A 12,802-nucleotide genomic window follows, 5' to 3' on the forward strand; every position below is an offset into this window, starting at 1 on the left:
AAATGGATGGAACTGGAACAGTTATCGGAGGGTCATTATACAATACAAATGGTGCTAAAAATAGTGCAAATGCCTCAACTGCAAATAAAAGTAATAATAAATATAGGGCTTATGTACAACTCTATGCATACAAAACTAATGGAGTAATTGATAGAAATAGTACAAGAACAGGTGCTGAATCAGGAGATGTTGGTGTATCTAGTTATGCTGCAAATGTTGGAATTTGGGAAAGTTTACATTCTACAGATCAATCAATTGATCAAAATTGTGGACTTAGATTATATATGTAATATATGATTTAAATCTTAACTTGAATTATTAAAGATATATTCAATTTAAATTAATTGAATATATCTTTATATTTTATGATAGGGGGAACTATGAAAAAAAATATTAACACTCTACTTACACTTGGTTTTTCTATAGCACTTTTTACAATTAGCTTTATAATTAGTTCAAATTATATAAATATAAAATATGTTATAGATGAAAATAAGTTTAATGATACTTTTAGCTACTTAGATATACACCTTCAAACTCCATTAAGTTTACTTGAATCTAATAAATTATTAAAATCTATCGGAATTAATAAATACGCTACACAACCATCCTTAGTTGTGAATAGAATTGGTGAAACGGATTATGCAAATAAACTAATTGGAGTATCTGAAAATTTTAATATAGAAGATTATTTTAATATAGAATGGCTTTCAAATGGGAAAAATGATTTTTATAATAGAACGGATGTTGTAATTATTGGTAATTCATTAATGCAAGCTTTAAATAAACTAAACAGTTCAACAGAATACATAGAGATTCAAGGTGAAAACCGTAAAATTGCAGGAGTATTAAAAGATTCACAATATGCTTCATTTATGACATTTATGCCAATTGAATATCTTAGAAAAGAAAATGAATTGTCTAATATAATCCAATGTTTTGTTGATAAAAATACAAATATTGCATTTGGAAATTTAAAAGGAGCAATTCATAATAGCCCTGCTAAAAATGTATTAAAATTTGCAATTGATAAATCAATGACTATTGAAGGTGAAATAGTAGATATAATTTTAGGAATACTTACAATAGTAATTTTTAGTATATGTTATGTTCAAATAAATAAAAGAAAATTTTCTATAATGCGATTAGTTGGTGCAAAGCAAAAACATATCTTATATGAATACATAAGATGTTTATTACCAATGTTTTCAATAGCATTTTTTATTGCAATATATTTTTCAAGTATAACAATAAATTATATCAGTAATAATATAGATGATATTTTCTTTAAAGTAGACTTAATTAACATTTGTATGACAGGTATTATCGGATTTATATTAATTTTATTAACATCTTTATTATGTATGATTAATACTTTAAGATTTAGAATTTTGGAGGATATAAGATAATGATGAAAGATAAACTTTTTTTTACTTTTAGAAAAGATAAAGTAATAAATATAATACTAATAATCCAATTAACATTATCTATATTTTGTATCTATAATTTTTTAACAACATTCTTTTTCAAAACTGAATATACAAAATTATATAATTCAAGCTATGATATTGAAAATGGAATAATAATAAAATTTACTCCTGCTAATATTTCAGGACAAAATGTAAATCCATTACCTATATTAAAAAGCTTAGAAAAAAATAATATAAAAGGTGGCATTATGCTTGAAATGCCTGATGAAAAATATAGTATACCTCTTAAAACGTTAAACATTAGTCCTAAATTGTTGATGAATAGAGAAGAATATATATTTGGAGATAATACAGCTATTCTGCCTATTAAAATGAATTATACATCATTAAATAGACATAGTGATAAAATAAATGGTCAAATCGAAGAAAATATGTGGAAAATTGAAGGAAATACTATTCCAGTAGTTGTTGGAGTTAATTTTTCTAATAAATTTAAAATTGGAGATATAATTAAATTCAACGGAAATGATTTTCACATTATAGGTGTTATGTCAGAAAGTATACTATATCAAACACACTATGATAGTATTTTAACTGCTAAAGATACTAGTGGAAAATTTATTATACCTATTGAAGATAAAGACTATACTTCAAGTTATAACAATGATCCTATAATCATCTCAAATAGTGATATAACAAGTGTTGAAACTGCATTGAAAGATTTTTCAAATTTATTTGAAATAAGAAATTATGGAGAAGACTATGAATGGTTTTCTAAAGAAATTAAATATGATCTTTTTAAAAAAAATATTAGGACACTAATTTTGATGTTAGCAACAATAGGGTCATTGTTCATTACATTATTGATAAAAATTCTATCTAGTAAAGATAGATTTGGAATTTTATATTCTTTAGGATTTAAACAAAAAGAAATTAATAATATATTCATTTTAGAATTTAGTCCAATTCTATATATAATAATCATTACTAGCTTTATTTTAACTAATACTGTTGGCAAATTTTCTTTCAGAAGATTTTTAGTACAAAATAAAGTCTGTTATTGGGGAGTATCTATTTCTATAGTAATTCTATTAATTATAATTTGTTTCAAATTTATTTTTAATAAAATAAATAAATTATCACCTAAGGAAATGATGGAGGATTTTAATAAATGATTACACTACTTAATATTGAAAAAATATATGGTAAAAATGAAAATCAAACAATAGCTCTAAAAAATATAAATTTACAAATTAATGAAGGAGATTTTATATCTATAATGGGTTCATCAGGTTGTGGTAAAAGTACTCTTTTAAATATACTAGGTATGATAGACAAGCCAACTAAAGGAGATTATATATTTGAAAATCAAAAAATCAACTTTAATAATATAAACTCATTATCAGAGATTAGAAATACAAAAATATCCTTTATTTTTCAAAACTTTGCTTTAATAAATGATATGACTGTTTTAAATAATTGTTTACTACCTTTAAAATTTAGAAAAGGAAAAAAATCTGATAAACATAACTTAATTGATAAATATCTATCAGAACTTGGAATTCTTAATATAAAAAATAAATTAATAAAAGAATTATCTGGAGGTCAACAGCAAAGGGTTGCTATTGCTAGAGCTTTAGTTCAAGATACTAAAATAATTTTAGCTGATGAGCCAACAGGTGCTTTAGATGAGGAAAATAGTATAAAAATATTAGAAATATTCAAATTATTAAACGAAAAATATAAGAAAACAATTATATTAGTAACACATGATCTAGATGTTTCAAAGTATGCACATACTACTTATATAATAAAAGACGGAAAATTTATTAGTAATTCTAAAGATTTCATATTAAATGAGTAATTTCTATAACTAAAATCATATTTACCCTAATTATCATTTGTCGAAATAATCTAAGAAATTTATCTCCATAAAAATTTCTTAGATTATTTCCATTTTTTAAATACTATTTAAATTACATTTTTAATCGTGAAATCTAAAACTTTATTTATCTAATTAATTTCTATAATATAATAATCTCACTACAAAACTACCTCTATCATATAGATTATATTCAATTAAATTGTCTTTTTTTTCTTTTTTAAAGCTATCTTATAATTGCATCTACATCATTTATATTCTCTCTATAACAATTTTTCATAAAAACTCCCCCTAAAAATAATCGTTAGTGTAAAGTTTTTTACACTACTTTTCTTTTTAAATCTTTATATATCAAGGTTTCGCCAGTTTTTTTGTATAAAAAAATAACGACCCCCTAATTTCATGTTAAAATTGAATCTCTAACCAAACAAAATCACACATGAAAGGATGTCGTTATTATGGATTCAATTATAACTTATTTAATTACTTATAATCAATATTTAATTGCCATTATCGGTCAATTACTTTTATTCATCTCAAAACATATTCCACTTAACCAGATGATATTTGATGATTCTAATAGTCCAGAATACCAAAAATTCAAAGTAGATAAGCTACCCACAATTATTAGATTTGAAAAGGTAGACTATATATTACTTTTAGCTTATTACAAACATAAATATAACAAGACCGTAAAACCCGTCCAAAGACGGAACGGGAAGTCTATCCCTAAAAAAACTAAATGTCCTAAGTGTGGTGCACCACATGAATATATATACGATAACAATGGCAGTAAAGGACAGTTTCAATGTAAAGTTTGTGGTCTTACATTTAAAGAAACTAATCACACAACTAAACCAATAGTATTTATATGTCCTTATTGCGGTGCTACGCTTACGGAACAAAAGCAACGCAAGCACTTTAAAATACATAAATGCAATAATTCTAAATGCTTATACTATCAAAGAAATCTTAAGAATCTTCCAAAGAATATTGATCCTTGTGATAAATACAAGTATAAGCTTCATTACATATATCGTGAATTTAATATTAACTTCTTTAAAATGGATCTATATCCAATATCAAAACATGCTACCGGATTTAGTTTTAAGAAGTTTAGCCCGCATATAATGGGACTATGCTTGACTTATCACGTTAATTGTAAAATGTCTACAAGACAAACAGCTCATGTTTTAAAAGAAGTTCATGGAATAAAAATTTCACATAGAACTGTTGCTAATTATGCTCTAACAGCAGCTGCTGTTATTAAGCCGTTTGTTGATACCTTTGATTACAAACCCTCTAAAATACTTTCTGCCGATGAAACTTATATAAAAGTAAAAGGCATTAAGCATTATGTCTGGATTGTAATGGATGCTTGTAAAAGGTCTATTCTAGGTTATCAAGTATCTGATACAAGAGATACTGGCCCTTGTATACTAGCAATGCGTATGGCTTTTGATAAGTTTAAAGACTTCCCTGGAAAAGCTTTAAACTTCGTTGCCGATGGTTACAGTTCATATCCGTTAGCGAAGCAACAATTTGAATTAGAAAAAAATAAAGAATTTAATCTAACTCAAGTTATCGGACTTACTAACGATGATCCAGTATCTGAAGAATTTCGTTGGGTTAAGCAAGTTGTAGAGCGTTTAAACCGTACCTTTAAATCTTCCTACAGGGGTACCTGTGGTTATGGAAGTGATGAAGGTGCTCTTTATGGCTTCTCCCTTTGGGTTGCTTATTACAACTTCTTACGCCCGCATCCTTACAATTACTGGCGTCCTTTAAACGAATTAAAGCAACTAGATGGTATTGACAATATGTCTGCAAAGTGGCAAATTCTTATCAGTCTCGGTCAACAAACCATATTACATATGCAAGAATCACAAACTTCTTGATAAATCATAAAATCAAATATTGATTAAGTTTTTGCCTCCGTTACCGAAGGTCTTTTTAGCATATTCAATTTTAAAATTTTCTTAGATATTATAAAGATATTTTTAACTATTATTCCAAATTAGCCATAAGCTATTTTTTCATACGAAACTTTACACTATCAAATAATCATATGGCCATATAATTTATTAATAATCTATTTAAAAAAATTTGAATAGATACTTTAAAATAGATTATTTATTATATAATTATCTTTTTAAGATAAAAATTAGATATAACTTCGCTAAAATAATCTTTAGTGAATAAAAAAGGCAGAATAAAACTGCCTTTTTTTAATTTCTGTAAAACAATAATCTTATTATAAATTTTTCTTTTTCATATAAATTATATTCGATTAATTTATTATTTTTTTCTTTCTTAAAATTATCACCAATAAAAACCTCTGTTCTATCATTGTAAATTTGAGTCATTTTAATTTTATTACCATCATATGTTATTATTCTAAATACTGGCTCTCCCTCTATTGTGTGTGTTAAAACTTTTATAGAATCTGGTTTACCTAAAATAACATTGTCAAAAAAATTACATATTGGTAACTTATTATCAACAATACCAATAGAATCTATGATTGCGTCAACCTGCCTTTTTTCTCTTTTAAAAAATTTCCACATCATCCATCCTCCTTAATTCATATATAAACTACTTTTTATTTTAATGTATGAATTACTTTCAATAACATTTCTTCGTTAAATGGAATTTTTGCGAAGTTATTTAAATTATTATAATAATTTTTTCTATACTCCCTTAGTGACTTATAGTCTAAGGTGGAGTGTAATCTTTTTGCATTATAAAATAATTCAATATATTCAACTATAGCTTGTTTTGATTCCGCTCTCCTTTTAAATTTTCTTCCATAAAGAAAGTCTTTCTTTAAAGATGAGAAGAATGATTCTGCACAAGCATTATCATAACAACATCCTTTAGCACTCATACTTTGCATACATCCAGTATCTCTTAATAAATCTTGATAGTCACAGGATGCATACTGAACCCCTCTATCAGAATAAAAAAAATAAATGAGCAATATCTATTCTGCCATATTTGCTCATTTATTTATATTAGTCTTAATTTATTATATTCACATACTTACCTTAGATTAGATAAATTTATTCTTATAGTCTGGTTAGCTAGTAGTTCTAATAACTTAGGATGATCTAATCTTATATATATTCCAGTTTCTTTATCTAACTTTGGGAATATATAGTCAGCCTTCATATCTAAATCACCGTACACTTCCTTGTTTGTTGTTTGTGAAGCTAGATATTTCTGATCTCCATTAATAATTGATAGATGATTAACTGAGATATATCCTGTAGTTCTCATTGTAATTATAGTTTTATCATTCTTATTGACTATACTTTCTACTTCTAATTTCCCTAAATCCCCTAAATCTAATTGAATTCCTTCATCTAATTTATAAGTAACATTTCTATCTTCGCCATTACCTACTGGTCCTGACTTACTAACAAAAGAGATTATTGACAATTCCCCATCTTCACTAGGATTTTCGTATTGCTCTCTTATTATTATACCATCATCGGAAGTATCATTCGTTTTATCTTTAAAATCTAAAACTCCTTTTTTACTATCCCATAAATAAGTACGAAAATATACTTCACTATTTTGGTTCCACGGATTACTGTTTAAAACTTCCATAGTTATGCCTGTTGGGGATTTTGTTAGCTTAGTGACTTCACTTTTTAATCCCTTATACGAAATAATCTTATTAATTAAAAGGTCTTTACTCTTTATATTCTTACTATCTAAATTAATTTTAAATGGTTCTTCGTTAATTTGTATAGTTTTTATGATATTATCTTTATCATATATATCTATACTATTAATAGTAATAGTTCCATCTAGTATCTCTGGCCAGGTTTCACTACTGTTTGAGTTTATTCCATAACTAATCATACCATAATAAGTATAATCATCAATAAATTCTTTCTCCTCTAATGCTCCAGTAGCATCAATATTTGCATTAACCTTCAAAGTTGTATTTAAATAGTAAACATTTGATTTATCGAGAACTTCGGTGCTTTTTATTTTATAAAAAAACACTAATTTCCCCCCATCAAAATATACATCCTCAATACCTACAGTGTATTTATCTTCAATTGCTGAGTAGTTTTCTTTAACTGTATTGCCTTCATATCCTTTATCTATTTTATTACTTTTTGTGAAATACTCTAAAACCTTATTTATTATAGGGATTTCCTGAACATTAGCACTTACAAATATCCCAAATGATGCTGTACACAATATTAACATGCTTGCAGCTATTATAAATTTTTTAGGTTTTGAAAATTTATTTATTTTCTTATTATTTTTACATGCATTTTCAACTAATTCCTTTATATCCCATGGTTCTTTGACATTGGATTTTTTAGCCATTCCCTTTAACTCTTTATCAAAATTATCATCCATACTGCTAATCCTCCTTTAAAATTTCATATAACTTCTCTTTTGCTCTAAAAACTCTAGATTTTACAGTTCCTTCAGGAATTGATATAATTTTAGAAATTTCTTTATATGATAAATCATCAAAATAAAACAGTATAGTGGGTATTCTTAAATCCTTTGATAATGTTGAAATTGCATTATAAAGATCTATTTCATCATCTGAATTAATTGTATATGATGAAATATTTTCAACTCTTTCTAAATTAACAACCTTTTTATTTGCATTATAAATCTTATTACATTCATTAATTAAAATTCTAATTGACCAAGTTTTAAATAAATTTATATTTTTTAAGGTATATAATTTATTATATATAATTATTATTGTATTTTGAATTGCATCTTTAACATCTTCCTCAGATGATAAAACTCCTTTTGCTATTCTATAATAAGCAGTTGCATTGAGTTCTATTAAAGATGTAAAGGCATCTTCTTCCCCCTTTTGAGCCAAGAATGTTATATGTTCAGGGTTGTTTACTCTTCTATCAGAATAATTTATAGTTTTCAAAATATCCCTCCTTCTACTCATTAGATATATAATTTTTATGAATAGTTCCATATAACTCATATTATAAAAAATAAATTATATCTCTAGCTTCTAGACTTGTCTTTAACTAAAGATTAATAAATACTATTTTACAAATCTCCTTTTAGTCGTATTAATAAACCAATTATAGTACTATTTTGGGTTTATACTTACTATAAAGAGTATTTATACTGAAAAGTAAACTATAAATTTAAAAATATGTTTTCATGATGAGAATAATTTGCACGATTCTTGTATTAAAATTATAATTTTTAATTTTAAAAGTGTATAATATTAAGAGTAGAACCTACAAATGATTATTTATAGGTTCTACTCTTTTTAACTAATAATTTTTCATTTCTCTTAAGGTGGATGGGCAAACCCCATAGTATTTTTTGAACTTTCTATAGAAATAGCTAGTATCAAAATACCCTACAGCTTTTGCAATATCATTTATTTTCATATTCGTGTTTAGTATAAGTTCTTTTGCTTTCATATTTTTAACTTTATTTAGATAGTCTGAAAAAGAGCTTCCTACTTCTTTAGTAAAGATTTGTCCTAAGTATGAGCTATTTATATTGTAATAATGTGCAAGGGTTTTTAGGCTTAACTCTTCGCAGTATTTTTCGTTAACTGTATTTACAACCTGCTGTACTACAGGGCTATATTTTACTGTATTTGAAGTCATAAGCTCCATTAGCTCATCTATTTCTCCTAAGATAAAGGATTTTATGTTATCTATTGCACTTTCATTGCAAAGTTTTACTAAGGTATCTCTTAAGCTATCTTTACGATATTTAACATCAAGTCTAAATTCTTCTGAAACCTTATCCATAAGAAAAATTGTTTTTATAGATAAATCGTATATATTTCTTGGTGTTAGTTTTTGATCAAATAAACTTAAAATATATTTTTCTAATTCTGGTTTGTTTTTTTCTATAACAAGTTTATTTATAGTTTCTATTTCATCATGGAAGCTTCTATTTTCTTTTTCTAAGTTCCAAACATCTTCTTTACTTAAACATATATTAAACCCTTCTGTTAATACATATTTCTTTAAGTTATTAGAAACTCTGTAGCTTTCTTCTAGCTTCTCTATAGAGTCTACTTTTTCGCCTATTGCTATAAATACATCTGCATTTAATTCATTTGAAAGTTTTTCTCTTACTTTGTTATAATACTTTAAAATTTCTTCTTTATTAACATCTCTATTCCATGTATTAATAAGTATTATATGTCCATCAAATTTATATAAAACTTCATATTTTCCTTCTGTAATTTCTTCTAATATTTCATATATATTGTTATTTTCGTTAGTATCTCTATTATTAACATTTATACTACTTACAATATAGCTTTTTTCATCAAGTCCAATATTTATTGAATCTTTCATATGACTTAATTCATCTTTGCTTATTTTTCCGTTTATAAATTGTAATAGTACGCTATTTTTCTCTAAAACCCTCATATCTATTGATCTTTCTTCTTCAATTTTATTTCTAAGTTTTTTTAGAGTAGCTTCTAATTCTTCTTCATCTATAGGTTTTAATATATAATTTTCTACTCCTAATCTTATAGCTGTTCTTGCATAGTTAAATTCATCATACCCACTTAAAATTATAAATTTTACGTTATTATTTAACTTTTTAACTTCTTTTAAAAGTTCAAGACCTGTTAATCTAGGCATATTAATATCTGTTACTATAATATCAACTGGAGTCTCTTTGAATTTTTCTAGTGCTTCCTTCCCATCTTCTGCTGAATGTATAACTTTTAAGTCTAACTTATCCCATTCAATAATATTTAATAGCCCTTGTAATATTAATTTTTCATCATCAACCAACATAACTTTATACATTATATTCTTCCACCTCTCTACATGGTATCTTTACAGAAATGACAGTTCCTCGTTCCTCTCCATTTGCTATTTTGATTCCATACGTATCCCCATAGTGTATTATTATTCTTTTATGAGCATTTAAAATCCCTATAGATTTTCCAAACTCCTCCTTGTTTTCTATCATTCTATTTATAGAATCTAATTTTTCCTTTGGTATTCCTCTTCCATTATCTCTGATGATTATTTTTATATTTTCATCTTCTTTTACTATTTTTATATTAAGCTTATTGTCTTTATCTTCTAGTCTTATCCCATGAACAAAATAATTTTCTATAAGGGGCTGTAATGTAAATTTTATTATCTGCTTATCTAAAGCCTCTTCATCACAATCTATATTAAACTCAAACTTGTCTTCATATCTGAATTTAAATATTTCTATATACTTTTGACAGTAATCTATTTCACTTTTAATAGTTATAAGATCCTTTTCTTTTAACTGATTTCTAAATAAGAATGCTAATATATAAAGCATTTTACCAACTTCTTTATCTCCATTACATATAGCCTTCATTCTTATTGATTCTAAAGTATTATATAAAAAGTGTGGATCTATTTGATTTTGAAGAGCCATCATTTCAGCTTTCTTTTGATTTAACTCTGCTTCTTTTTGATTTAATTCTGCTAAATAACTTTTCTTTATATGTTGATCTAGCTTTTCACACATATCATTAAAGCTTTGAGATATAAAGTTTAGTTCATCCTTTTCGTAGCTTATTGGTATGGAAACATCGGTTTTACCCTGCTTTACCTGCTCCATAACAACCATTATATTGTCCATTCTTTCTGCTAATTTCTCAAATTTTATATAAAGTAGAATCTCTACTATTACAAATAATAATATGTCTATAAAAATTAAAGAACTATAGAAATTAATAGGCAAACTTTTTATTTCATTACTTTTTATTTTCCCTATAGTCATAATTCCTGAATTAGTGTCTACCATAGTATTAATCTCATATGCTTCATCTAAATATACTTGTTTTTTTGTATCTGATAATAATTCAAAGTATGGATAATGCTTATTTTTATATTTTTCAGTAGAATCATAAATGACAAACCCCTTATTGCTTAAAAGCATAAGTTCATATTTATCTTCATAATTATTAAGTATATTTTTTATATAAGATAAATCATACTTAATGAATATTAAACCTTTTGGCTTTAGAGTTATTGGCTCTCTTATCGCTCTAATATAGGTTATAAATTTATCATTACAAATGATATCTGGATATCCAAAGTTTGAATCTGCTTTTAATTCCAAATCCCTAAGTTCTTTTACAGTAATTAGCTTATTTCTAGTAAAATTCGTTATGCTTTCTGTATCGTAACTTATAAAAGATATACTTTCTATATATGGATTTCCATTGAAAGTCATCTCTGTAAAGTACTCTATCCCCTTATAATAATAATCATCACTTTTTGCAAATCTATCAATTTTCCACTTTAAGTAAGATAACATATCTGTTGATAAAAAGCCTAAAATATCATCCATAAGCTTTTGATCTTTATACATGTTATTTATTATTATATTTGTAGAAGTACTTACTTTATGTATTTCATCATTCACATCATGTACAAGTTTTTCGTTTATATACAAGCTATTTTCCTTAATGTCATTAGCTGACTTTTTTATAAAATAAAAATCTAAACTTACAAGCAAAAAAACTACAACTATTGTGTAAATAATAAATAACCTTTTGTATATCATAGATTGCTTTATTAACATATTATCCCTCTCTTTTTATCCCCTTTTTAAATTATTGTTTTCCTCCCCCTTTTAAAATCAGTTTATGATAATATTTTTATTAAATTTTTTATAGATGCCATTTTATTGATTTAATGAAGTTTTTATAGAATTTTTCTGAATTGTTGTATAAAACTTTGAATTCTGACATCCTATAAATTATACTATAATCATCTCGGGTAAACAATTACAAAAGGAGTGACTAATTTATGAACGAAGTTTTTAATATCCAAAAGTTACTTGATTTTTTCAACTATGTCTTTTGGTTCTTTTTGCTTAATATCTTTTTTATGATATTAAATATTCCAGTTGTTTTATTTTTCCTATTTGTAGGTATAAGTAACATTTTTACTTATTTACCTTTATTTTTAGTAACTTTAATACCTACTGGTGCAGCCTTTACAACATTATTATTTTGCATGGGAAAGATAGTACGTGATAAAGATTTAAGTGTTTTAAAAGATTTTATTCGTGGATTTAAAATGAATTTTAAGCAAAGCACTCTATTTTGGTGTGCTGAATTATTTATAATTTTCATTTTACACTCTAATATTAAGTTTTTCTCTACAGTTAAATATAACTTAGTACTTACTTGTATATTTACAGGATTATTAATACTTCTAGCTTTAGTAACTCCTTATATATACATATTAATTAGCAGATTTTCTATGAAAAATCTTGATCTTATAAAGGCATCAATTATATTAACCTTTACTAGACCAATACTTACTATATGTAATGTTTTGATAGCTGCAATTACACTTATTTTATTTGAAGTAAGTCCAGGAACAACTGTATTATTTATCTCTAGCGTATTTACATTTTTATTAGCATTTTCTAATAAGGCATTATTAAGAGATCTTGAATTGTCTTATTCAAAATAAATTATTTGTTTTAATTC

At 25.3% G+C, this 12,802-nt stretch carries 11 protein-coding genes and 1 pseudogene; 6 read left to right on the forward strand and 6 right to left on the reverse strand.

Going from position 1 to position 12,802, the window contains the following annotated elements:
• Nucleotides 1-2 precede the first annotated feature (2 nt).
• The 5 genes from BTM21_RS10480 to BTM21_RS10500 all read left to right on the forward strand — a co-directional run bounded on the left by BTM21_RS10480 (nt 3) and on the right by BTM21_RS10500 (nt 5,210).
• Nucleotides 3-290, forward strand: a complete 288-nt coding sequence (locus tag BTM21_RS10480) for a hypothetical protein (protein ID WP_021874736.1) — start codon at nt 3-5, stop codon at nt 288-290.
• 90 nt (nt 291-380) lie between these two features.
• Nucleotides 381-1,409, forward strand: coding sequence for an ABC transporter permease (locus BTM21_RS10485; RefSeq protein ID WP_161493077.1), 1,029 nt, complete (start codon nt 381-383; stop codon nt 1,407-1,409).
• Between the two features lie 2 nt (nt 1,410-1,411).
• On the forward strand, nt 1,412-2,605 hold the full coding sequence (locus tag BTM21_RS10490) for an ABC transporter permease family protein (RefSeq protein WP_131431558.1): 1,194 nt from the start codon (nt 1,412-1,414) through the stop codon (nt 2,603-2,605).
• Nucleotides 2,602-3,294: an ABC transporter ATP-binding protein gene (locus tag BTM21_RS10495; RefSeq protein ID WP_079481076.1), complete on the forward strand. Its 693-nt coding sequence runs from the start codon at nt 2,602-2,604 to the stop codon at nt 3,292-3,294. The genes BTM21_RS10490 and BTM21_RS10495 overlap by 4 nt, the downstream gene beginning before the upstream one ends.
• 476 nt (nt 3,295-3,770) lie before the next feature.
• Entirely contained in the window at nt 3,771-5,210 is a 1,440-nt protein-coding gene (locus BTM21_RS10500; RefSeq protein ID WP_079481036.1) for a DDE-type integrase/transposase/recombinase, read from the forward strand.
• 330 nt (nt 5,211-5,540) lie between these two features.
• Here the strand turns inward: BTM21_RS10500 and BTM21_RS10505 are convergent, their stop codons facing one another.
• From BTM21_RS10505 to BTM21_RS10530, 6 genes and pseudogenes are all read right to left on the reverse strand, one after another.
• The gene (locus BTM21_RS10505; RefSeq protein ID WP_242944827.1) at nt 5,541-5,879 is read right to left on the reverse strand and encodes a DUF4362 domain-containing protein; all 339 of its coding nucleotides are present in this window, start codon (nt 5,877-5,879) and stop codon (nt 5,541-5,543) included.
• 35 nt (nt 5,880-5,914) lie between these two features.
• Nucleotides 5,915-6,277, reverse strand: a pseudogene (locus tag BTM21_RS10510) (IS3 family transposase); the annotation flags it as partial.
• Between the two features lie 77 nt (nt 6,278-6,354).
• Nucleotides 6,355-7,695, reverse strand: coding sequence for a DUF4179 domain-containing protein (locus BTM21_RS10515; RefSeq protein ID WP_021874730.1), 1,341 nt, complete (start codon nt 7,693-7,695; stop codon nt 6,355-6,357).
• A 4-nt stretch (nt 7,696-7,699) separates the two neighbouring features.
• Complete coding sequence (locus tag BTM21_RS10520; protein ID WP_079481074.1) at nt 7,700-8,239, reverse strand: RNA polymerase sigma factor; 540 nt, start codon at nt 8,237-8,239, stop codon at nt 7,700-7,702.
• A gap of 361 nt (nt 8,240-8,600) precedes the next feature.
• On the reverse strand, nt 8,601-10,115 hold the full coding sequence (locus BTM21_RS10525) for a response regulator transcription factor (RefSeq protein ID WP_079481073.1): 1,515 nt from the start codon (nt 10,113-10,115) through the stop codon (nt 8,601-8,603).
• On the reverse strand, nt 10,108-11,883 hold the full coding sequence (locus BTM21_RS10530) for a sensor histidine kinase (RefSeq protein WP_079481072.1): 1,776 nt from the start codon (nt 11,881-11,883) through the stop codon (nt 10,108-10,110). The genes BTM21_RS10525 and BTM21_RS10530 overlap by 8 nt, the downstream gene beginning before the upstream one ends.
• A 227-nt stretch (nt 11,884-12,110) precedes the next feature.
• On the opposite strand from BTM21_RS10530, the gene BTM21_RS10535 reads away from it, so the two are divergent.
• A complete protein-coding gene (locus BTM21_RS10535) occupies nt 12,111-12,785 on the forward strand; it encodes a DUF624 domain-containing protein (protein ID WP_021874726.1) in 675 nt (224 codons plus the stop codon).
• Nucleotides 12,786-12,802: the final 17 nt, after the last annotated feature.

It is taken from the genome of Clostridium chauvoei (assembly GCF_002327185.1).
GTDB classification, from domain to species: domain Bacteria; phylum Bacillota; class Clostridia; order Clostridiales; family Clostridiaceae; genus Clostridium; species Clostridium chauvoei.

What these genes read in the sequence shown, in the direction of transcription:
- BTM21_RS10480 (WP_021874736.1), top strand. Translation starts at nt 3, where the DNA reads ATGGATGGAACTGGAACAGTTATCGGAGGGTCATTATACAATACAAAT.
- BTM21_RS10485 (WP_161493077.1), top strand. Translation starts at nt 381, where the DNA reads ATGAAAAAAAATATTAACACTCTACTTACACTTGGTTTTTCTATAGCA.
- BTM21_RS10490 (WP_131431558.1), top strand. Translation starts at nt 1,412, where the DNA reads ATGAAAGATAAACTTTTTTTTACTTTTAGAAAAGATAAAGTAATAAAT.
- BTM21_RS10495 (WP_079481076.1), top strand. Translation starts at nt 2,602, where the DNA reads ATGATTACACTACTTAATATTGAAAAAATATATGGTAAAAATGAAAAT.
- BTM21_RS10500 (WP_079481036.1), top strand. Translation starts at nt 3,771, where the DNA reads ATGGATTCAATTATAACTTATTTAATTACTTATAATCAATATTTAATT.
- BTM21_RS10505 (WP_242944827.1), bottom strand. Translation starts at nt 5,879, where the DNA reads ATGTGGAAATTTTTTAAAAGAGAAAAAAGGCAGGTTGACGCAATCATA.
- BTM21_RS10515 (WP_021874730.1), bottom strand. Translation starts at nt 7,695, where the DNA reads ATGGATGATAATTTTGATAAAGAGTTAAAGGGAATGGCTAAAAAATCC.
- BTM21_RS10525 (WP_079481073.1), bottom strand. Translation starts at nt 10,115, where the DNA reads ATGTATAAAGTTATGTTGGTTGATGATGAAAAATTAATATTACAAGGG.
- BTM21_RS10530 (WP_079481072.1), bottom strand. Translation starts at nt 11,883, where the DNA reads ATGTTAATAAAGCAATCTATGATATACAAAAGGTTATTTATTATTTAC.
- BTM21_RS10535 (WP_021874726.1), top strand. Translation starts at nt 12,111, where the DNA reads ATGAACGAAGTTTTTAATATCCAAAAGTTACTTGATTTTTTCAACTAT.